The sequence below is a fragment of the Bradyrhizobium sp. LTSPM299 genome, assembly GCF_000938235.1.
Taxonomy (GTDB): domain Bacteria; phylum Pseudomonadota; class Alphaproteobacteria; order Rhizobiales; family Xanthobacteraceae; genus Bradyrhizobium.
In genome coordinates, this window is sequence record NZ_JYMU01000057.1 from 1 (window position 1) to 22,117 (window position 22,117).

17 protein-coding genes and 1 pseudogene are annotated in these 22,117 nt (G+C 63.7%); 11 read left to right on the forward strand and 7 right to left on the reverse strand.

Features of this window, described 5'->3' with window-relative positions:
• Positions 1 to 305: 305 nt before the first annotated feature.
• The 4 genes from UP10_RS28555 to UP10_RS28570 all read right to left on the reverse strand — a co-directional run bounded on the left by UP10_RS28555 (position 306) and on the right by UP10_RS28570 (position 4,359).
• Complete coding sequence (locus UP10_RS28555) at positions 306 to 1,112, reverse strand: helix-turn-helix domain-containing protein (protein ID WP_502692262.1); 807 nt, start codon at positions 1,110 to 1,112, stop codon at positions 306 to 308.
• A 128-nt stretch (positions 1,113 to 1,240) separates the two neighbouring features.
• Positions 1,241 to 1,897, reverse strand: a complete 657-nt coding sequence (locus tag UP10_RS28560; RefSeq protein WP_044590561.1) for a glutathione S-transferase family protein — start codon at positions 1,895 to 1,897, stop codon at positions 1,241 to 1,243.
• Positions 1,897 to 3,066 (reverse strand): acyl-CoA dehydrogenase family protein, encoded by a 1,170-nt coding sequence (locus UP10_RS28565; protein ID WP_044590562.1) that lies wholly within the window; start codon positions 3,064 to 3,066, stop codon positions 1,897 to 1,899. Before UP10_RS28565 ends, UP10_RS28560 begins: the two co-directional genes overlap by 1 nt.
• Positions 3,067 to 3,222: 156 nt before the next feature.
• Positions 3,223 to 4,359: an acyl-CoA dehydrogenase family protein gene (locus tag UP10_RS28570; protein ID WP_044590563.1), complete on the reverse strand. Its 1,137-nt coding sequence runs from the start codon at positions 4,357 to 4,359 to the stop codon at positions 3,223 to 3,225.
• Positions 4,360 to 4,577: 218 nt separating this feature from the next.
• On the opposite strand from UP10_RS28570, the gene UP10_RS28575 reads away from it, so the two are divergent.
• Together UP10_RS28575 and UP10_RS28580 are read left to right on the forward strand one after the other, a co-directional pair.
• Positions 4,578 to 6,119 (forward strand): acyl-CoA synthetase, encoded by a 1,542-nt coding sequence (locus tag UP10_RS28575; RefSeq protein WP_044590564.1) that lies wholly within the window; start codon positions 4,578 to 4,580, stop codon positions 6,117 to 6,119.
• Between the two features lie 129 nt (positions 6,120 to 6,248).
• Positions 6,249 to 7,469: an ABC transporter substrate-binding protein gene (locus tag UP10_RS28580; protein WP_044590565.1), complete on the forward strand. Its 1,221-nt coding sequence runs from the start codon at positions 6,249 to 6,251 to the stop codon at positions 7,467 to 7,469.
• 109 nt (positions 7,470 to 7,578) lie between these two features.
• Here the strand turns inward: UP10_RS28580 and UP10_RS28585 are convergent, their stop codons facing one another.
• A complete protein-coding gene (locus tag UP10_RS28585) occupies positions 7,579 to 8,343 on the reverse strand; it encodes a helix-turn-helix domain-containing protein (protein WP_044590566.1) in 765 nt (254 codons plus the stop codon).
• Between the two features lie 254 nt (positions 8,344 to 8,597).
• Between UP10_RS28585 and UP10_RS28590 the strand changes: the two genes are divergently transcribed.
• From UP10_RS28590 to UP10_RS28600, 4 genes and pseudogenes are all read left to right on the forward strand, one after another.
• Positions 8,598 to 10,814 (forward strand): marine proteobacterial sortase target protein, encoded by a 2,217-nt coding sequence (locus UP10_RS28590; protein WP_502692263.1) that lies wholly within the window; start codon positions 8,598 to 8,600, stop codon positions 10,812 to 10,814.
• A 194-nt stretch (positions 10,815 to 11,008) separates the two neighbouring features.
• Positions 11,009 to 11,563: pseudogene (locus UP10_RS45445) on the forward strand (class GN sortase); the annotation flags it as partial.
• Between the two features lie 183 nt (positions 11,564 to 11,746).
• Positions 11,747 to 13,969, forward strand: coding sequence for an acetate--CoA ligase family protein (locus UP10_RS28595; RefSeq protein ID WP_044590631.1), 2,223 nt, complete (start codon positions 11,747 to 11,749; stop codon positions 13,967 to 13,969).
• Between the two features lie 313 nt (positions 13,970 to 14,282).
• A complete protein-coding gene (locus UP10_RS28600) occupies positions 14,283 to 15,485 on the forward strand; it encodes an IS110 family transposase (RefSeq protein ID WP_245321921.1) in 1,203 nt (400 codons plus the stop codon).
• A 1-nt stretch (position 15,486) separates the two neighbouring features.
• On the opposite strand, the gene UP10_RS28605 is transcribed toward UP10_RS28600, so the two are convergent.
• A complete protein-coding gene (locus UP10_RS28605) occupies positions 15,487 to 16,248 on the reverse strand; it encodes a S1 family peptidase (protein ID WP_044590632.1) in 762 nt (253 codons plus the stop codon).
• A gap of 117 nt (positions 16,249 to 16,365) precedes the next feature.
• Between UP10_RS28605 and UP10_RS28610 the strand changes: the two genes are divergently transcribed.
• The 4 genes from UP10_RS28610 (at position 16,366) to UP10_RS28625 (ending at position 19,886) form a co-directional block, all read left to right on the forward strand.
• Positions 16,366 to 16,998, forward strand: a complete 633-nt coding sequence (locus tag UP10_RS28610) for an HAD-IA family hydrolase (RefSeq protein WP_044590568.1) — start codon at positions 16,366 to 16,368, stop codon at positions 16,996 to 16,998.
• Positions 16,999 to 17,071: 73 nt separating this feature from the next.
• Positions 17,072 to 17,389, forward strand: coding sequence for a hypothetical protein (locus UP10_RS28615; RefSeq protein ID WP_044590569.1), 318 nt, complete (start codon positions 17,072 to 17,074; stop codon positions 17,387 to 17,389).
• Between the two features lie 165 nt (positions 17,390 to 17,554).
• Positions 17,555 to 18,502, forward strand: coding sequence for an AAA family ATPase (locus tag UP10_RS28620; protein ID WP_044590570.1), 948 nt, complete (start codon positions 17,555 to 17,557; stop codon positions 18,500 to 18,502).
• Between the two features lie 7 nt (positions 18,503 to 18,509).
• A complete protein-coding gene (locus UP10_RS28625) occupies positions 18,510 to 19,886 on the forward strand; it encodes a VWA domain-containing protein (RefSeq protein WP_044590571.1) in 1,377 nt (458 codons plus the stop codon).
• Between the two features lie 124 nt (positions 19,887 to 20,010).
• Here the strand turns inward: UP10_RS28625 and UP10_RS28630 are convergent, their stop codons facing one another.
• Positions 20,011 to 20,535 (reverse strand): hypothetical protein, encoded by a 525-nt coding sequence (locus UP10_RS28630; RefSeq protein ID WP_044590572.1) that lies wholly within the window; start codon positions 20,533 to 20,535, stop codon positions 20,011 to 20,013.
• Positions 20,536 to 20,881: 346 nt separating this feature from the next.
• Between UP10_RS28630 and UP10_RS28635 the strand changes: the two genes are divergently transcribed.
• Positions 20,882 to 22,102: a T6SS phospholipase effector Tle1-like catalytic domain-containing protein gene (locus tag UP10_RS28635; protein WP_044590573.1), complete on the forward strand. Its 1,221-nt coding sequence runs from the start codon at positions 20,882 to 20,884 to the stop codon at positions 22,100 to 22,102.
• Positions 22,103 to 22,117: the final 15 nt, after the last annotated feature.

Consider the following 22,117-nt stretch of genomic DNA (forward strand, 5'->3'; position numbering starts at 1 on the left):
ATGGGAGCCGTCGCCTAACAGATTGGCCGGCCGGCGGGTTCGCCCACCGGCCGACCCGGAAGCTGCAAGAGCAGATGGAGCAATCGGTCGATCAACGATGCGAGACAGTCCGTGGGACCCATTGGCCGTCAACAGGTCGCGGGGTTGTTTGGAGCTCGCGTCGCGCAACCCATCTTGGCCAGCGATCAATGTGCGTCGCATCAACAGGCCGGACATATGGATGCAAGCGTTCCGATCTACTCACAAAGCTCTTGTGCCACGGGGGCCGTCCACATATGGGTCCCGGCCTTCGCCGGGACGACGGATTAAGTCAACACCGGCTCACTCACCACCTGCCCGGCATGATAGATCGCCAGATCCCTCGAGCCGGAAAAGATCGCCCGCGGCTTCAGGCCGTAGAAGCGGCGGATCGAATGGCTGAAATGGGTCGAGTCAGGATAGCCTATATCCTGCGCGAGATGCGCGAGATTGATGTCCTGGTTGGCGAAGTGCAACAAATGCCGCGCGCGCTTCCAGGCGCGGAAGGAGCGGAACGAGATCCCGGTCTCTTCCTTGAACAGATGCAGGAAGCGCGAGGGCGACAGCGAGGCGTCCGCGGCGCAACCCGCTGCCGTCACCGGCTCGCCCGAGAACTGCCCAATGCGGCTGATCGCGCGCACCACACGGGGATCGAGCACGCGCTGCGGCAGCGCGTCGCCAAAGCACATCGTGTCGAACTCGACATTCGAGATCGCGTCGCGGTATTGCATCTCGGCAAGCCGCGCATAGGCGGCGCGAATGCGGCTCGCGAACAGGGCGCAGTCGGGGCCTTGCAGGCGGCGGGCGACCGCCTCCAGCGTGCCGTCGGGCACGCTCTCGGGCTCGATCGCGACGCAGATCGCCGAGCGATATTCGCTGGTGATGGTGTGGCGCAGGTTCGGCATGGTCACGGCGAGTTCGCCATGGCCCTGCTGGCCGTCGCTGGTGGACAGATGCAGGCCGTCGCGGATCGCGACATAGACATGAAACGCGCCCGGGCAGCGCTCACGCGGGCGGCCGAGCAGCCCGGCGTAGAACACCCGCTCCGGCGTGATCAGCATCCGGTGGCCGGAGTCATGGCTCTCTACGTCCACGATGGCGTCCATGGCAGCTCCTCCTCGCGCGGCTCTTAGGCCGCTGCGACCGGGGCTACCATAGCGCATATTCGCAACCTGTCACCGACGGGTTGGATCAATTCCGGGACAGATCGCCGCTGCGGCAATCAGGGCCGCGCCCTTGGCGCAACGTTCTGTTCCAACCCGGCTTTTTGCTCCGCCGCCACCGCGCGCTGATAACCCTCGCGCTGTTGCAGCCGGGCCCAATAGGCCGCGACATTCGGCCCGAAGTCCTTGGCGAGGCCGATATTGCCGGCGAGCCGCAGCGCATAGCCGTTGGCAATGTCGGCCGCGGTGAAGCGTTCCGCGCAGAGGAATTCTGACTTGGCTGCCGCGGCCTCCACCGCACGCAAGCGGCCGAGGAACCATTTGGCGTAATCCGTCGAAACCTGCGGGTTGCGCCGCTCTTCCGGCTCAAGCTGGCTGTAGCGGAGCACCAACGTCTGCGGGAAGGTCAGCGTGGCGTCGGAAAAATACATCCAGTTCAGGAACGCGCCATAGGCCGGCTCGTCGACGCCGACAACAAGTGGTGTCGGGCCGTGTCTGGTGCCGAGATAATGGCAGATGCCGGAGGATTCCGTCATCCTGGTTTCTCCGTCGATCATGAACGGGATGGTGCCGAGCGGATTGATGCCGAGATATTCCTTGGCGAAGACGCGCGGCGGGAACGGCAGCATTTTCAGTTCGTAGGGAAGCCCGAGCTCCTCCAGCATCCACAGCGGACGGAACGAGCGCGCGGCGTCGCAGTGATACAGCGTGATCATCAAGCGTTTCCCTTTGGCTTGGGGCCCGGCAGCGTCCCCATCATCTTGCACAATACCATCAGCATCACCTCATCGGCACCACCGCCGATCGAAGTCAGGCGGCTGTCGCGATAGGCGCGGCTGACCGGCGTCTCGTTGGTAAACCCCATGCCGCCCCAATATTGCAGGCAGGCGTCGGTGAGCTCGCGGCCGAGCCGGCCGGCCTTCAGTTTGGCCATGGTCGCAAGCCGTGTCACGTCCTCGCCCGCCACCAGCGCCTCGCCGGCACGATAGATCAGCGAGCGCAGCAATTCGACCTCGGTCTGCATCTCCGCGAGCTTGAAGTGCACCACCTGGTTGTCGAGGATCGCGCCGCCGAACGCCTTGCGGTTGCGGGTGTAGTCGATGGTCGCGTTGATGATGAATTCATGCGCCTTCAGGCAGGCCGCCGCGCCCCACAGCCGTTCCTCCTGGAACTGGATCATCTGGTAGGTGAAGCCCTGGCCCTCCTCGCCGATCCGGTTGCGCTTGGGCACCCGGACATTGTCGAAGAAGATCTGCGCGGTGTCGGAGGAACGCATGCCGAGCTTGTCGAGCTTGCGCGCGACCTGCACGCCTTTGGTCTTCATCGGCACGCAGATCAGCGACTTGTTGCGATGGACCGGACCGTCGCTGGTGTTGGCGAGGAGGCAGATCCAGTCGGCCTGGGTGCCATTAGTGATCCACATCTTGCCGCCATTGATGACGTAGTCGTCGCCGTCGGCGCGCGCACTTGTCTTGATCGAGGCGACGTCGGAGCCTGCGCCCGGCTCGGAGACGCCGATGCAAGCGACCTGGTCGCCCGCGATCGCCGGCACCAAGAACTCACGCCGAACCTCGTCGGAGCCGAACCGCGCCAGCGCGGGCGTCGCCATATCGGTCTGCACCCCGATCGCCATCGGCACGCCACCGCAGGTGATGGCGCCGAGCTCCTCGGCCATCATCAGCGCATAGGAATAATCCAGCCCCTGACCGCCGAATTCGACCGGCTTGTTGAGGCCGAGAAAGCCGAGATCACCAAGCTTCTTGAACAGCTCATGCGCCGGGAAGATATCGGCCTTCTCCCATTCGTTGACATGAGGGTTGATCTCGGCCGCGATGAATTTCTGCAAGGCGCGGCGGGGTTCGTCGTGATCGCCGGTGAAGAGCATGGTCGCTATCTATCCCTTGTCATTCCGGGGCGCGCGCAGCGCGAGCCCGGAATCCATTTCACCATAAGATTTGCGGCCCGATGGATTCCGGGTTCGCGCGGAGCCTGTCATCGGGCACGCATGCGCGCGACCCGTTGGCGCGCCCCGGAATGACGGTTAGAGTCCCATCTGCCTTGACGCGAGATCCTTCATGATCTCCTCCGTGCCGCCGCCGATGGCGTTGACCTTGACCTCGCGGTAGATGCGCTCGACCTTGATGCCGCGCATGAAGCCGGCGCCGCCGAAGATCTGCACCGCCTCAGAGGCGCAGTGCGCCATGGTCTGGGTCGCCTGGTTCTTCATCATGCAGATCTCGGCGACCGGGCTCTCGCCCTCGCCGAGCCGCCACGCCAGCATTTCCAGCATCGCCTGCGAAACTGCGACCTTCTGCGCCATGTCGACGATCTTGTGCCTGATGACCTGATGCTGGGCGATCGGCTTGCCGAACGTCTTGCGCTCCTTGGCGTAGGCGATTGCCTCGTCGAGGCAAACCCGCGCATACGCCGTGCAGCTTGCCGCCATGCCCATGCGCTCGCTGTTGAAGTTCTGCATGATGATCTTGAAGCCCTGCCCCTCTTCGCCGATCAAATTCTCGACCGGCACGCGGCATTCGTCGAAATGCAGCGTCGCGGTGTCCGACGCCCACCAGCCCATCTTCTTCAGCTTGGTGCGGGACAGGCCGGGCGTATCACCCTCGATCAGCAGCAGGCTGACGCCGCCGGGGCCCTCGCCGCCGGTACGCACCGCGACCGTCAGATAGTCGGCGCGCATGCCTGAGGTGATGAAGGTCTTCTCGCCACTGACAACGTAATGGTCGCCGTCGCGCCGCGCCTTGGTGCGCAAATTGGCGACATCAGAGCCGCCGCTCGGCTCGGTGATCGCAAGCGCGGAGATCTTCTTGCCCGACAGCACCTCCGGCAGCACCCGCGCCTTCACTTCCGGCCGGGCGGCGCGCGCGATCGGTGGCGAGCCGATGGTGTGGCTCATCAGGCTGGCACTGACGCCCCCGGCGCCGGCGCACGCCAGCTCCTGCGACGCCACGATCTTCATGAGCTGGTCGGCGGCGATCCCGCCATATTCCTCGGGAAAGCCGAGGCCGAGCAGCCCGATCCCGGACGCCTTCGCATAGAGCTCGCGCGGAAACTCGCCCGCCTCGTCCCATTGATGGGCGTAGGGCTCGATTTCCTTCGCAACAAAGCGGCGCATCACCTCGCGAAAGGCCTCGTGCTCGCTGGTGTAGAACGGGTTCGCCATTCGCACTGCTCCGTTGATTCCTGCGGCCGACGATGTCCGGATTTCTACCGGGTAACTTGCGTCGAGTGGCTGCTTCACCGGGGCCGACGCCCGATCTGGCCACCGACCAGCCACTAAACGCAAGACAGTATCCCGATACGCCCCCTCCACTCCCGATCCGTGGCATCAATGGAACCGGGGACAGGCGGCACAAGACCGCCGATCCGGAGGAGGAGAATTTGCCGGTTCGTTATTACGACTGGATCGCGCATCATCGCCGGCGTACGCCGGACAAGGTGGCGCTCGTCGATCTCGCAAGCGCGCGCCGCTTCACCTATGCGCAGTTGGACGCGCGGGTGTCGCGCCTGGCCGGCCACCTGCGCGACCAGCTGAAAATTGCCAGCGGCGACCGCGTCGCGGTGCTCGCGCTGAACACGACGGATACGCTGGAGGTGCAGTTCGCCTGCTTCCGGCTCGGCGCGACCTTCGTGCCGCTCAACACCCGCCTCACCGTTCCCGAGCTGCACTACATCGTCGGCGACGCCGCGCCCAAAGTCATGATCCATGACGACGATCTCGCCGAGACCGCGCTTGCGGTCGCAAAACTCTGCAATGTTGCCTCCGTCATGAGGCTCGGTCCCGGCGGCTCTTATGAGTCCGGGATCGCTGCGGCAAAGCCGCTCGATCGCATCGAGATCGTCATGCTCGATGACATCTCGACCATCATGTACACCTCGGGCACAACCGGCCAGCCCAAGGGCGCGATCATCACGCATGGGATGACGTTCTGGAATTGCGTCAATCTCGGCGGCCCCGCCTGCATCTCACCGTCCTCGGTGCTGCTCACCGTGCTGCCGCTGTTCCACACCGGCGGACTGAATTGCTACACCAACCCGGTGCTGCACGCCGGCGGCACGGTCTTGATCATGCGCGCCTTCGAGCCCGGCGAGGCGATGCGGCTGATCAGCGATGCCAAAGAGGGCATCAACGTGTTCTTCGGCGTACCCGCGATCTACCAGTTCATGGCACAGCATCCGTCATTTGCCACCGCGGACTTCAGCCGCCTGATCGTCGGCGGGGTCGGCGGCGCACCGATGCCGGTGCCGCTGCTGAAGACCTGGGAGACCCGCGGCGTGGCGCTGCAGCAAGGCTACGGCATGACCGAGACCTCACCGGCGGTGATGGTGCTCGATCGCGAGGACGCCGCGCGCAGGGCCGGCTCGTCCGGCAAGCCGGTGCTGCACACCGAGGTACGAATCGTGCGGCCCGACGGCGCCGATGCCAAGGTCGGAGAACTCGGCGAACTCTGGGTCAGGGGGCCGAACATCACGCCGGGCTACTGGAACAGGCCGGACGCCAACGCCTCTTCTTTCACCGACGGCTGGCTGCACACCGGCGATGCCACGCGGATGGATGAGGAAGGCTTCTACTACATCGTCGACCGCTGGAAGGACATGTACATCTCCGGTGGCGAGAACGTCTATCCCGCCGAGGTTGAGAGCGTGCTGCATCAATTGGCGGCGGTTGCCGAAGCCGCGGTCATCGGCATCCCGAACGAGCAATGGGGCGAGGTCGGGATGGCCGTTATCGCGGTCAAGCCGGGCCTTACGCTTGCGCCGGCCGACATTCACGCCCATTGTCAGGCCAATCTGGCACGCTTCAAGTGCCCGCGCCTGATCGAATTTGTCGATGCCCTGCCGCGGAATGCGACAGGAAAAATTCATAAGCCGACGCTTCGGCAGACGTTCAGCCAGCCGAAGCCGACCGATACTGCGGCGTGATTCCGGAAAGCGCGTGTCGCTTTTCCGGACCACGCCGAGACAAAGAACTGCCCTGTAACTGTCTGCCGGGACCGGCTACGGGTTTGTCGCAGAAGTCCCCAACCAAAATCAATCGAGGAAAATGCCTTTATGAAAACGACGAAACTGTCGCTGCTCGCGGCCGCCACGGCGCTCTGCCTGCTCTCCACCCAGGCCGCCTTTGCACAAAAGAAATACGACACCGGCGCCTCCGATACCGAGATCAAGATCGGCAACGTCGAGGCCTATAGCGGCCCCGCCTCCGCCTACGGCGTCATCGGCAAGACCGAGGAAGCCTATTTCAAGATGATCAACGATGCCGGCGGCATCAACGGCCGCAAGATCAACTGGATCTCCTATGACGACGGCTACTCGCCGCCGAAGACGGTGGAGCAGATCCGCAAGCTGATCGAGAGCGACGAGGTGTTTCTGGTGTTCAATGCGCTGGGCACCCCGACCCAGACCGCGGTCCAGAAATATCACAATGCCAAGAAGGTGCCGCAGCTATTCCTCGCCACCGGCGCCAGCAAGTGGAACGATCCGAAGGACTTCCCGTGGACCATGGGCTTCCAGCCGAGCTATCGCGTCGAGGCCCGGATCTTCGGAAAGTACATCCTCAAGGCCAAGCCGAACGCCAAGGTCGCGATTTTCTATGCCAACGACGATTTCGGCAAGGACTACCTGATCGGCCTCAAGGAGATCCTCGACAAATCGAGCGCCACGATCGTCGCCGAAGAAAGCTACGAGACCACCGAGCCGTCGATCGATTCCCACATCGTCAAGCTGAAGGACACCAACGCCGACGTGTTCGTCAACATCGCGACGCCGAAATTCGCAGCCCAGGCGATCAAGAAGATCGCCGAGCTCGGCTGGAAGCCGATGCAGGTGATGACCGACGTCTCGCTCTCGATCGGCGCTGTCATGAAACCCGCCGGGCTCGAGGCCAGCGAAGGCGTGCTGTCGGCCGGCTATCTCAAGGATGCGTCCGACCCGCAGTGGAAGGACGACGCCGGCATGAAGAAGTTCATGGCCTTTGTCGAAAAATACATGCCGGGCGCCAACATCTCGGATGCCAATTTGGTCTATGGCTACGCCGCGGCGCAGACCATGGTTCAGACGCTGAAGCAGTGCGGCGACGAGCTGACGCGTGAGAATGTGATGAAGCAGGCCGCCAGCCTGAAGGATTTCATGCCCGACACGCTGATCCCCGGCATCAAGATCAACACCAGCGCGACCGACTTCGCTCCGATCGAGCAGCTCCAGATGTGGCGCTTCAAGAGCGGGCAGTGGGAGCTGTTCGGCGACATCCTCAGCGCCGAGACGGGGGGCTGATCGTATCCGTCATTCCGGGGCGCTCGCGACAAGCGAGCGAACCCGGAATCTCGATCGACAATCTCCAGATTCCGGGTTCGCGCTTACGCGCGCCCCGGAATGACGAACGTTAGCCCGGCAACAAGATCGCAAATGACTCATCCACCGTGCGGCGCAAATGCTCGCAGTAGAGCTTGTAGTTTGCATCGTCCGGCGATACCCGCCCGAGACTCGGATTGGGCACGTTCTTCACCGGCAACAGTGCGATCGGCGCCGCGATCGGCGTCAACAGTGAGGCGCGGCCGGCGAGCAAGGTCGTGATGATACCGTACATCTCGCCGGAATTGCGCGGCCGGCACACCGTGATCAGGCGATGCTGGCCGTGACGGTTGGTGACGAGGTAGACAAAACCCGACTCGTTGGGCACCGCGACCTCGCCGTACTGGGTGTAGTCGGCATCCTGCCGCTCGCCCTCACGAAATCCGAGTGACGCGGTGACCTCATCCCAGGCGATCTCGGTGCGATAGGCATAGATCGCATCCTTGTCGCCGAATGACGGCCGCACCGTGATGTAGGTCCCTTCGATCCGCGCCACCGCGCGGCGGGAATAGGATCCGAGGCTGTCGGGCGCGATCGCGCCATTGACGGATGCTGCGACCGGCGCGACGGCCGGCATCTTGCGCAAGGAGACGCCGAGCGCCTGCTCCAGCCGCACCGTGGTTGCGAGCGTGAACGGGCGCCGACCACCGAGCACCTTTTCCAGCGTCGAGAGGCTGAGCTTCGCCTGCTCGGCCAGCGTCTGCCGCGAAATTCGACGCCGCGCGATCTCCTCGCGGATGGTCTCCGCGACCTGCCGGCTCTGCTCGGCGGAAAGCTGCTTGTCCGGCGTCGGCATCGTGATCCCCAGCGCGATTCCTCATCGATTTCCGCAGTCTAGCAGACCGGACAATCCAGCACAAAACCGCACAAATCCGCCTAGCCCGCAGGCGGATCGCGACGGACGGTGGCCAAACATTGCCGATCGTTCTGCTCGCGCCAAAACGGCCGTTCTCCATGATTGCGAGACAGCGAAACCCTCGCTCGGGAGCGACGAAAATGACGATTTGCGATGCAAGTGAGACCAGCCGGCGGATCCGCCTGTCGCGCAGGATGCGCATCCTGCTGTTCTTCCTGGTGGAAGGCGTGGCCGCGCTGGCGATCGGCTTTGCGGCCCTGTTCCTGAGCTTTGATCCGGTGTGGTCGGCGGAGCAGCCGAAGCCCGCATTGTTGCGGCCGGCCGATGCGCGCTCCGGCTCGCTACTGCTGAAGACCGACGACGGCTATACCGACGCTCTCAGGCTCGGCATCGACGTCGACCTCACCGTCTCCGGTCCAACCGTTCGCGCCCGGGTCACCCAAGTCTTTCGCAACCAGACCAAGGATTGGGTCGAAGCAACTTACGTCTACCCGCTGCCTTCAGGCGGCGCGGTCGACACCCTGAAGATGGTGGTCGGCGACCGCGTCGTGGTCGGCGACATCAAGGAGCGGCAGCAGGCCCGCGCCATCTACGAGCAAGCCAAACAGAACGGCCAGAAGGCCGCGCTCACCGAACAGGAGCGGCCGAATATCTTCACCAACTCGGTCGCCAACATCGGCCCCGGCGAAACGGTGCTGGTGCAGATCGAATATCAGGAGCCGGTGCAGCAGAACGGCAATGCGTTCTCGCTGCGGGTGCCGATGGTGGTTGGCCCGCGCTACAATCCGCAACCGGTGGTGCAGAGCGTCGACCTCCGCGCCGATGGCGGCGGCTGGGGCGCGACCACGACCGATCCAGTGCCGGATCGCGACCGCATCTCGCCGCCGGTGCTTGACCCCGCCGAGAATGCGCCGATCAATTCGACCAATATCACGGTGCACCTGCAGGCCGGCTTCGCGCTCGGCGAGGTGAAGAGCCATTTTCACCAGGTCAAGATCGAGAGCCCCGACAATGCCACACGCGTCATTAAGCTGGCCGAAGGCCCGGTGCCGGCCGATCGTGACTTCGAGCTGACCTGGAAACCCGCCGCCGAAAAAGCGCCGTCGGTCGGACTGTTCCGCGAGCGTGTCGGCAATTCCGACTATTTGCTCGCCTTCGTCACCCCGCCGTCGGTCGAGCAGGCGAACGAGAAGCCGCTGCCGCGCGAAGTGATCTTCGTGATCGACAATTCCGGCTCGATGGGCGGCACCTCGATCATCCAGGCCAAGGCGAGCCTGTTGTACGCGCTCGGCCGCCTGCAGCCGGCCGACCGCTTCAATGTGATACGTTTTGACGACACCATGGACGTGCTGTTCCCGACGCCGGTGGCCGCGAATACTGCCAACATCGGCAACGCGACGTCGTTCGTCAGCGCGCTGCAAGCGCGCGGCGGCACCGAGATGGTGCCAGCGATGCGCGCCGCGCTGTCCGACACCAATCACGATGACGCCAGTACCATCCGCCAAGTCGTATTCCTGACCGACGGCGCGATTGGCAACGAACAGCAATTGTTCGAGACCATCAGCGCACTGCGCGGCCGCTCGCGCATCTTCATGGTCGGCATCGGCTCAGCGCCGAACACCTATCTGATGACCCGCGCCGCCGAACTCGGCCGCGGCACCTTCACCCATATCGGCTCGGTCGAACAGGTCGACGAACGAATGCGCGACCTGTTCGCCAAACTTGAGAATCCGGCAGTGACCGGTCTCTCCGCAAAATTCTCCGACACCACGGCCGACCTGACGCCGGCGGCGATCCCCGACGTCTATCGCGACGAGCCGCTGGTGCTCGCCGCCAAACTCGACAAGCTCGCAGGCTCGGTCGAGATCAAGGGCCGGATCGGCGACCGGCCCTGGAGCGTGACGCTGCCGCTCGCCAACGCCGCCAAGGGCAAGGGTCTCTCAAAACTGTGGGCGCGCCGCAAGATCGCGGATGCCGAAGTCGCGCGCACCACGCGGCAGGCAAGTCCTGAAGATGCCGACAAGACCATCCTTGCGCTCGCACTGGAGCATCAGCTCGTCACCCGGCTGACCAGCCTGGTTGCGGTCGACAAGACGCCCAGCCGTCCCGAGGGCGAGCCGCTGAAGCTCAGCGAATTGCCGCTCAACCTGCCGGCGGGCTGGGATTTTGCAAAGGTGTTCGGCGAGCGTCCGCGCCTGCCGGTGGCCCCGACCGAGCGTCGTGCTGAAGCTGGTGATGTCAACGTCCGGCTCGCGGCGCTGAAGCGGCCGGTGGTCACGACGGCTCCCGCCACGGTCCAGCTGCCGAAGACGGCGACCGATGCCGAGTTGAAGATGATCGCGGGCGTGATCCTGCTCACGGTCAGCCTGCTCCTCATGGTGTTCAACCGACGTCAGACGTCGCCCCACTGACGTCGGATGAAAGGAGGAGGTTTCCCCCGACCTCCTCCTTCAAGAGCGCGCGCGGCCTCTCACCCGTCCCCCAAGGGCCGCGCGCGCCGTTCTCTTTCTGAGTGTCATTCCGGGGCGATGCGCAGCATCGAACCCGGAATCTCGAGATTCCGGGTTCGTCCTTCGGACGCCCCGGAATGACAGCAAGGTCCGACATGCCCCGCTTTCTCCCTCCGGCCATCCTCGCCCTCATCGGCCTGATCCTGTTCGGCCAGGGCGCCACCATCCACGCCAAGGCGCTGCTCGCGCAGGTGCTGCTGGAGCGCGCTTTCGAAGAGACCATCGTCACGGGACATCCCGTGAAGCCGTGGAGCTGGGCCGACACCTGGCCGGTGGCGCGAATCGAGGTGAAACGGCTCCATGCCTCGACCATCGTGCTCGCCGGCAGCAGCGGCCAGGCACTCGCGTTCGGTCCGGGCCATGTCGAAGAGACCGTCGACGCCGGCGAACGCGGCGTCGCGGTCTACTCTGCGCATCGCGACACGCATTTTCGCTTCCTCAAGGACGTCGCTGTTGGCGACGAGATCGACGTCACCACGAGTGACGGCAAGACATTCCGCTATCGGGCCGATCGCAGCTCGGTCGTCCGCTTCGACCAGTCCGGGATTGATCCGCTGACCGACCGATATGAGCTGGTGCTGTCGACCTGCTGGCCGTTCGATGCACTGACATCGGGGCCGGAGCGCTATCTGCTGCACGCGACCTTGATCGAACCGGGTTCCCAAGCCCAGCGAATTTTGCGCGCGCCGGGATATTTTGTGCGGTGCCCTGCCCCGTGCTGGCGTGAGTTGCCACCCTCTTCCGTCAGCCATAAAAGGAATGAAAATCACGGCGTTCGGCGATCGTCCGTCGGCCTGAGGAAACGAACGACAACAAGGGTAAGGGCAGGCTCCATGGAAACTCTCGCAAGCACGGCGTCTCATCCGTCCTCAAAATGGACGCCGCCTGCCGACGCCAGCGACATCGTGAAGAGCATTCATGCGATGCTGCACCCGCGCAACATCGTGCTGGTCGGTGCCACCGACAAACCGGGCAACTATGCCGAGCGTATCTGGAACAATCTGATCAGATACAAATATGAAGGCAGGATATTCCCGATCAACGCCAAGCGTGAAGCGATCTGGGGCGTGCCCTGCTACAAGGATTTTGCCGGCCTCCCGGAGAAGCCCGATCACGTGCTGGTGCTGGTGCCGGCCCGGTTTGCCGTGCAGGTGATCCGCGATGCGGCCGCCGCCGGCGCACGTTCCGCGACCATCGTCACCTCAGGCTTCAGCGAGTTGCAGGACGAGGAGAGCCAGCGGCTCGCCGTCGAGCTGAAGCAGGCCATCAAGGAGACCGGGCTCGCCGTCACCGGCCCGAACTGTCTCGGTAACTTAAGCGCTGGCGAAAACCTGTTCACCAATATCGACGACCGCATCGTCACCATGGAGCAGGGCGCGGTGGCGATCGCCGGCCAATCCGGCGCGATCGTGATGGCGATCCGCCAGGCGCTCGAGGATCGCGGCGTCGGCGTCGGCTACATGGTCACGACCGGCAACGAATCCGGGCTGGAGACGCCGGACTTGATGGCCTATTTCGCCGCCGATCCCAGCATTCGCGTCATCGTGGTCTATCTCGAAGGCGTCCGGAACACGAAAGTGTTCCGCGAAGCCTGCAAGGCCGCGCGTGCCGCCGGCAAACCGGTGATCGCGCTCAAGCTCGGCGCATCTGAAGGCGGCCGCGCTGCAGCGATGGCGCATACCGGCGCACTCGCCGGCTCGATCGAGACCTTTGACGCGATTTCAACCCGCGAAGGCGTGATCCGCGTCCGTGGGCTCGACGAATTGATCGAGACCACCGAGTGTTTTGTTCACGCCGATCCGCCGAAGGGCAATCACCTCGCCGCGGTGTCGCTATCCGGCGGCAAGCGCGGTCTCTTGATCGACGCCTTCTATTCCGCCGGCCTGAACTTTGCGCCGTTGAGCCCGAACGCGTCAGAACAACTGGCGAAGATGCTAGGACCCGGCAGCATCGTCGGCAATCCCCTTGATGCGGGCTTTGCCGCAGTGGTCGATCCCTCGGTCTACATGAAGTCGATCGAGATCATGATCGACGATCCCGACACCGATGTCGTCATCATCGACGCCGAGCTGCCGAAGGCGCCGCACGAATTGCGCGAGCGCAATCTGCGCATCGTCAACGAGATGGCGGCCAAGGCCAATAAGCCGGTGATCTATATCAGCACCATGTCGATCGGCTTCACCGAATTCACCAAGGGACTGCGCAAGAGCCTCCCTGACATCGTCGTGATGCAGGGCCTCGACCGCGCCGTCGGCGCCATCAAGGCGCTGATCGAATACGCCGGCCTGCGCAAGGAAGTGCCTGACATCGTGTCCAGCTCGAAGGCCTCCGCGCGCGCCGTGCTGGAGAAGACGCTAACAGCCGCCAATGGCGCCGCCGCGCTCGACGAGGTCGCCTCGAAGAAGCTGCTCAAGGCCTATGGCATTCCGGTCTCCAGGGAAGAGGTCGCACAGACCGCGGCTGAGGCCGTGACAATCGCCAAGCAAATCGGCTTTCCGGTGGTCGCGAAAGTGGTCAGCGCCGACATCCTGCATAAATCCGATATCGGTGGCGTGGTGCTGAACCTCGGCAATGCCGCCGAGGTGAAGAAGGCGTTCAACGACATTACTGTGCGGGTGAAGAAGCTGAAAGGTAAGCCGAAGCTCGAAGGCATCCTGATCGCGCAGCAGGTCAAGGCCGACCTCGAGCTCGTGGTCGGCGCCTCGCTCGACGCCGAGATGGGACCCGTGGTGCTGTTCGGCACCGGCGGCGTCGATATCGAGCTGCTGAAGGACGTGGCCCTTGCTGGCGCGCCGCTCGATGCCGCCGAGGCGCGAGAGCTGATCGCGAAGACCAAGGCCGGCATCAAGATGAAGGGCTATCGCGGCAAGCCCGCGCTGCACGAAGCATCAGCGGTGAAGGCACTGGTCGGCCTCTCCAATCTGATGGCCGACGCCGGCAACCGCATCGCCTCGATCGACGTCAATCCGTTCCTGATCAACAGCAAGCTAGGCGTCGCCGTCGACGGCCTGATCGTGCTGAACAACGCGGCTGCGAAGAAGGCGGCGGGGCATTAGGTTCGACGCGTGCTCAATCCGTAGGGTGGGCAAAGGCGCGCCGCGCCGTGCCCACCACATCTTGCACGGCCCGTGATGGTGGGCACGCTACGCTTTGCCCACCCTTGTATTAGCGCGCTGGATTAGACTTGCCTCGTTCCGTGAGGAATGGCCCAGCGCGGGTGGCCGCCCGAGCTGGGCCGCCGATCGATCGGATCGATGCCCACCGAAGCCTTGAGGGCTGTCTTTGTAGCAAGATCGCGATCGGCACTTCATCGGGACCCGCATGGTTGAACGAACTTTAGGTTCGCATCACAAGGGAGGGTCGAGGAAGATGGCCAAGCGTACCACAATGTGTGCCGGGATCGATACCGGCAAACGGAAGCTCGACGTGGCGTTCGATAGCAGCACGGAACGGCTGCAGGTCGAGAACACAGTTGAGGGTTACAAGACGCTGGTGGAGTGGTTACGGCGCCACAAAGTGAAGCGGGTCGGGATTGAGGCGAGCGGCGGCTATGAACAGGCCGTGGTTGCCGAACTGCGATGCAAACGCTTTGTCGTCGTGGTGTTCCAGCCAGCGCAGGTGCGCAGCTATGCCAAATTTCGGCTGCAGCGGGCCAAGAACGACAAGATCGATGCCGCCTTGATCGCGGCCTGTACCGCCGCGGTCCGGAAGATCTACGCCGCGCCCGATGCCAAGTTGCTGCCGTTTGCCGGGCATCTGACGATGATCGATCAGATCGGCGAGGATATTGCCAAGCTCAAGAACCGGCTCGAGAGCTGTCGCGATGGGCGTATCCAAAAGCTCTGGAAGGAAGATATCGCCCGTCTGGCCAAGCGCGAACGAGCCGAGTTCAAGGCCCTGGTGGCGGCGATCCGCGCGCGTCGCGATCTCGCTGCCCGGCTCGATCTGATCTACAGCGTCAGCGGCAGTGGACTGCTGACCGCGGTGGCCATCCTGGTCCGGATGCCCGAGATCGGTCTCCTCACGCGTGAACAGGTCGCCGCCTTGGCCGGACTTGCACCTTATGACGACGATAGCGGCGATCGGCTTGGCAGCCGTCAAATCGACGGCGGCCGCAAACGCCTGCGCCGGGCACTCTATACAGCCGCGCTGCCGGCATCCTTTCGTTGGAATCCACAGCTCATCGCCCTTTACAGAAGGCTGATCGCCGCCGGCAAGGGGCACAAGCGTGCGCTCATTGCCTGTGCCCCAGGAAGCTGCTCATTTTCATCAACACCGTCGTGGCCCGCGGGACACCGTGGCAAGACCAGCCACCGCTGGCCGCTACCGTCCCGGCCAGCTGATCCGTTTCTTTGTTCGATCGGGGCGCCGTTTCTTCGTCCCGACCTGCCGTCGCAAAGACGCCGCGCGCAGCGGCCGTCAAGGATGGCCGTCGCTCAAACCCCACCACATACTCCGCCCTCGACAGGCCACGCCTTGACGGCCGCGAGCACGACGTCAGGATCAACGGCGATCGGACAATCCAATCGCGAACAACCACAAGATCTAATTGTTGCTACAGGGTCGTCGTGACTTAAAACCTCGCACCCCACTGCCGCGCGGTCTGCATCAGCCAGTCGCGGTACAGCGTCAGCGGCGTGACGCCGGTGATGCCGCCGCAGCCAGCGGTGCCGTTCGGCCCCGTGGACCAGCTCACCACGCCGATGATCGCAGGCCCGCTCTGCTTGTCCTCGAACACGGGCGCACCGGAATCGCCGGTACAGGCGCCCATCCCGTCGCGTGTGCCCTGGCCAACCGGATCGACGAGACGGATCTGCAGCGTACCGGGTTTGCCGGTCGCGATCAGGCCGGCGACGCGGATGGTGCCGCCGCTCTTGCCGTCGCCGCGCACCGTGACGCCGACGCCCGCGATGGTGAAACGACCGCCGACCTGGATCGGAATTTCGGGCGTACCAAGCGTCGATGGCGCTTTCCCAACCATTGGCGCGGCAAGCTGCAGCAGCGCGACATCGGCGGTCGCGACATGATTAAGCATCGCTTGCATCTTGAAGCCCGGATGAATCGCAACCGTCTTGACGTCCTGCAGCTTGGGCTGCCGGTCCGCGCCATAATCGACGATCTTGTAGTCGGCGCCGGGCTGCACGCAATGCGCCGCGGTCAGCACGACTTTTGGCGCGATCAACGCGCCGGTACAGAAATTGCCGCGCGAGCCGACGATGGTGACAACGGAACGCGCGACACCGTCGGTCGACGGTGCGCCGCCGCCGACGATGGCGGAGGCGGGAGAGCACGTGAGCGACAGCATGGCCGCGAAGATCAAGTGACGTTTCTTCATCGGCGCAGCAATAGCCCGCGCCGCGCGGATCGCCAAGCGCCGGATCGGGCTGGTTCCGGTCATCAATCCGTGTTAGCCGCTCGCTCCGTCAACCAATACGTGACCTGGCAGGGAACAATGATCGAAGCAGTGATCTGGGATTTCGGCGGCGTCCTGACCACCTCGCCGTTCGAAGCGTTCGCGCGCTATGAGACCGAGCGCGGCCTGCCCGCCGACATCATCCGCCGCACCAACGCTGCCAACCATCTCGAAAACGCCTGGGCCAAATTCGAGCGCGCCGAAATCGACATCGACGCCTTCGACAAACTTTTCGCGACGGAATCGAAATCGCTCGGCGCCGAGGTGCGCGGCAAGGACGTGCTGCCGCTGGTGTCCGGCGACCTGCGCCCCGAGATGGTCGAGGCACTGAAGCGCATCAAGGCGAAGTTCAAGACCGGCTGCATCACCAACAATCTTCCGGCCAACGCGATCGGCAGCCACAGCGGGCGCACGCTCTATATCGCCGAGGTGATGGTGCTGTTCGATCATGTGATCGAATCAGCCAAGATCGGACTGCGCAAGCCCGATCCGCGCATCTACCAGATGATGGTTGAGACGCTGCAAGTGAATCCCAAGAACTGCGTCTATCTCGATGATCTCGGCGTCAACCTGAAGCCCGCGCGCGAGATGGGCATGACCACGATCAAGGTGCTCAACGCCGCGCAGGCGATCGGCGAACTCGAAGCCGCGACCGGCCTCACGTTGAGGTGAAGCCGGTTCCGCACGCATTCACCAAACATTCAGGCGATGGCATCTAATCGTCAGCCTCTTTTCGGAGGCACTCATGAAATCCCTGGTCATCGCTCTCGTCTCAGCCGGCTCGCTCCTGGTTTCCGTCGCGGCCTTTGCACAGTCCACGCCGGGCGCAACTCCTGTCGCTCCGCCAGCGGCTCCCGCACAAGACAACGCGGCGGCTGCGCCCGTGCCCGGAGCGAGGCGTGCGGCCTGTCAATCGTCGGCGCAAGCGCTGAAGGGGCAGGACAAGCACGACCAGATACAGCTCTGCATGGCGCAGGCGCGTCTCGATTGCCTGAAGCAGGCGATCGACCAGAAGGTCGTTGGCCCGCAGCGCAAGGATTTCGTGAAGAGCTGCGCAGGCTGACGACGCCGCTTCCGGCTTGTATTGCGCTCGGCGGAAATAGGCCGGAACCATGCGCTAACCCCAAGCCTTTAACCCTCGGCCTTTGCGGTCCAAACGAGCCTTGTGCTTTGCCTGTAACGGGGGCAGAACAGGTCCGAGTTCTAGGCAACTTCGGAGCTGATCCTCGTGGCTGACACCAGGCCCACCGCCGCGATCGAGGCCGTGGAAAGCGGCCTCGCCGCGCACGGTTATATCGCCAGCCGGCAGATCGCCACTGCGGTGTATCTGTCGCAGCAGATCGAGAAGCCGATCCTGGTCGAAGGCCCCGCCGGGGTCGGCAAGACCGAGCTGGCGAAAGCGATCGCCGCCTGGCGCGGCCTCAAATTGATCCGCTTGCAGTGCTATGAGGGCCTCGACGAGGCCAAGGCGCTGTACGAGTGGAAGTACGCAAAGCAGCTGCTCTACACCCAGATCCTGAAGGACAAGCTCGGCGAGGTGCTCGGCGAAGCGCAGACGCTGCATGAGGCGCTCGGCCAGCTCCACGCCTTCGGCGACGTGTTCTTCTCCAAGGAATTCGTCGAGCCGCGCCCGCTGTTGCAGGCGCTGGAGCAGCCGGCCGGCTGCGTGTTGCTGATCGACGAGATCGACAAATCCGACGCCGAGTTCGAATCGCTGCTGCTGGAAATCCTCTCCGATTTCCAGGTCACCATCCCCGAGCTCGGCACGATATCGGCGGTCGCGCCGCCGACCGTGATCCTGACCTCGAACAGCGAGCGCGACCTCGGCGACGCCTTGAAGCGGCGCTGCCTGCATCTGCACATCGGCTTCCCCGAGCAGAAGCTGGAAGAGCGTATCGTCGAGAGCCGCGTTCCCGGCATCTCCCAGGCCCTGCGCAAGCAGATGGTCGGCTTCATCCACGAGATCCGCACGCTGGATTTGAAGAAGCTGCCCTCGGTCAGCGAGGCGATCGACTGGGCGCGCGTGCTGGTGTTGCTGCAGGCCACCGAACTCGACCACGAGATCGTCAAGGATACGCTCAACGTACTCCTCAAATACGAAGCCGATATCGAGGCCGCAACGCCGCAGGTCTCGGCGTTCATTGCCAAGGCATCGCGGCAAGGCGTCTTTAGCTAGGGTTCCAATGCGCGAGAACCTGCATCGCTTCTTTCGTGCGGCGCGGGGGGCCGGGGTCCGGGTCTCACCCGCCGAAAGCATCGACGCGATGTGCGCGGTGTCCAAGATCGGCTTCGCCGATCGCACGATCCTGCGCGACACCATCCTGCTGACGCTCGCCAAGACGCAGGACGAGAAGCGCGCGCTCGCCGACTGTTTTGATCTGTTCTTCAGCCAGCCCGAGCCGCAGCAGGACACCTCCGAGCAGAACAAGCAGGACGACAACAGTGAGTCCGGCGCCAACCCGTCGGCCGATGCGCATGGCGACGCGGCGGGTGGCGCGGAGAGCGAGAACATCGGATCGCTCGCCGAGATGCTGCTGTCGCAAGACCGCAACGCGCTCTCGGCCGCAATCGCCAACGCTTCGGGCGCAGCCTCGCTGTCCGACATTCGCTACTTCACTCAGCGCGGCATCTTCCAGACCCGCATCCTCAATGCGATGGGCATCGAGCGGCTGCGCGACGACATCGACGACCTGACCACACGCAACCCCGCGCTCGCCGAGCGGCTGCAGGATGCGCTCAACGGCTTGCGCGGCACCGTCCGCGATACGGTCTCGCAGGCCCTGCTGCTCTACGGCCGCGAGGAGACGGAAAACCTGCGCAACGAAATCCTGCGCAACGCGCCGCTGGCGCGGATCGAACCGCGCCAGGTCGAGCAGATGCGCGCGCTGATCCGCCGGATCGCCCGCCGCCTGCGCGAGCGCTTTTCCAAGCCGCGCAAGCGCCAGCGCCGCGGCCATCTCGACGTGCGCCGCACGCTGCGGCGTAACGCAGCCTGGGGCGGAGTCCCCTTCCTCACGGCATGGAAACGCAAGCACCGCGACCGGCCGAAGATCGTGGCGCTGTGCGACGTCTCGGGTTCGGTCGCGCGGGTCTCGGATTTCTTCCTGCTCCTGATCCACAGCCTGCACGAGGTGGTCGACGACGTCCGCTCGTTCGCTTTCTCGGGCCATCTGATCGAGGTCAGCGACATCCTGGACTCCAAATCGCCCGAAGAGGCGATGAAAGAGATCATGTCCAAGGTCGGCTTCGGCTCGTCCGACTACGGCAACTCATTCGCCGATTTCGAGAACGAGTGGATGAGCGCGATCACACCGCAGACCACCGTGATTGTGCTCGGCGACGCCCGCAGCAACAATCTCGACCCGCGCGCCGAAATCCTGCGCCGCATCGGTGAACGCTCCAAGCGGCTGGTGTGGCTCAATCCCGAGGGCCGCATGGTCTGGGGCTTTGGCGATTCGGAAATGCCGCGTTACGCGACCTTCTGCAGCGTGGTGCGCCAATGCGGTACCGCGCAGCAGCTCGAGCGCGCGGTGTCGGACATTGTGGCGACGTATCAATAGGCCCCACGGTCTTGAATGACCGGCGCCTGGAGCGTTTTCGAGCGAAGTGGATACCGGTTCGCGTGAAGAAAACGCGTCAAAGCAAGAATCTAGAGCTCCGTTCCGATTCCATCGGAACGGAGCTCTACGAGCCAAGCCGGGTACTGAGCAGCCATCCAGCCAATGAGATCAGCGTCAACGCGATCGCTGCAGAGAAGCTGACGAATTTGATGGTCGTGATCGCTTTCAACATCGGAACGGTCCGTGCTGCCTCGTTCGGCTCGCCGCGCAGCAACAGCCACGCCAACAGACAATCCTCGATCAGGTCGCTGAGCAGATATACCCCCGGCACCAGCAGCCCGAGCCACGCCTCAGATGGATAGAGTTGCTTGATCCAGTGCGACGATGCCGCGCCCATCGCGCCCGCAAGCGCCAGCATGACGATCAGATCGAGTGGGAACAGGATCGGGCAGACGTATTTGAACCGAAGGTCCGACGTAACCAGTGCGCTGAGCTGGTCGGCTGTGTAGCTCAGCGTCTTCTCAGGAAAGCGCGAAGGAAATCTCTTTGCGAAGACTCTTTCGGCGTACTTGCCGACGCCCCAGAACAGGCCAAACGCAATCACGACCAAACCAGCGAGGATGACCTTCACGCGGGCTTCATGACTCATGTCGGTCCGCCCCTGTGCAGGTCAGGCGTGTGGTGGACACCCGCGGGCAGAATATGCACGCGCACCGGGCAAATCTCCAGAAAATAGAAAGTATGGATACAATATCGCAATGGTTGTTGATTAGATTCCCATCTTTTCCGCACTGTTGCAATTGAATTCTACGGATTGCCGCAACCGGACGCGCGTGCACAGCGCTGGGGCCGGGCGCAGCAAAACACGCTCCGCCAGGCCGCCGGGTGGCGAGTCATCCCGCGTAAACACAGCCTTGCTCAATTGAAGATTGAATCCGGACCGCATTCTGCCCTAGATAGACGCAGGAGTTCACGGCGACCGCAGGGGGCAACGGATGCCGAAGGATATCATCATTTGCTGCGACGGCACCGGCAGCGAGATCAGCGCCAATATTTCCAACGTGCTGAAGCTGTTTCGTGTCACCGAGAAGAGCGATCGGCAGCGGATCTATTACCAGCCCGGGCTCGGCACGATCGGCATGCAGAATTCCTGGGGGCGCTTCAAGCAGCAGATGCGCGGCCTGTGGGGGCTGGCCTTCGGTGCAGGCCTCGACAAGGACACGCTCGATGCCTACGTCTTCCTGTGCAAGGCTTGGGAGCCCGGCGACCGGGTCTGGGTGTTCGGCTTCAGCCGCGGCGCCTACACGGTGCGCGTGCTGGCCGGCTTCATCCATGCAATGGGACTGCTGCCGGTCGACCAGATCGACCTCGCCACCTATGCTTTCGGCACCTTCAAGAAAGCCAGTTCGGACGCCCAGAGGTCCGATGGGACCTTCGACGAAGCGCCGCTGAAGGAGGTCTGGCATTTCAGTCAGATCGCCGGCGGGCGCAACATCGACATCGAATTCATCGGGGTCTGGGACACCGTGGCCTGCATCATCGTGCCGCGGCAGGACAATTTCTGGTTCGACATGCAGACGCTGCTCTTCACCCGCACCAATTCAAGCGTCAAGCGATTCCGCCAGGCGATCTCGATGGACGAGCGGCGGCGCATGTTCCGCCTCAATCGCTGGATCGACCCGCAGAAGTACCGGTCGAATCCGTTCGATCCGAAGACGGCCGTGGACCAGGACATCCGTCAGGTCTGGTTTGCCGGCGTCCACTCCGACATCGGCGGCGGCTATCCGGAGGCCGAGAGCGGGCTATCGAAATTTCCGCTGATATGGATGCTCGCGCAGGCCCAGGCCGCCGGGCTGCACATGGACCGGATGCTGATCGATCATTTCGCCTGGGGAATGCCGCTGCCGCCGCCGGCGCACGTCTATGTGCCGCCGAGCGCGACGGGACCGTTGCGCAATTCGCTGACCGGCGCCTGGGAAATCCTGGAATGGATTCCGAAGCGCGACAAGTGGAAGGAATGGCCCGAGCGTAAATCCTTCCTCGGCTTCTATCTGCCACTTGGCGAGCCGCGGCTGATTCCGGACGGTTCGACGATCCATCGCTCGGTGCTGGAACGGATGGAGGAAATTCCAACCTACCGTCCGATCAACATGCCGAAGGACTACAAGATCGAGGAGTTGACGCCGACGCCACCGCCGATCGCTTCCTCCGTCTGAATCAACGGTTTCACG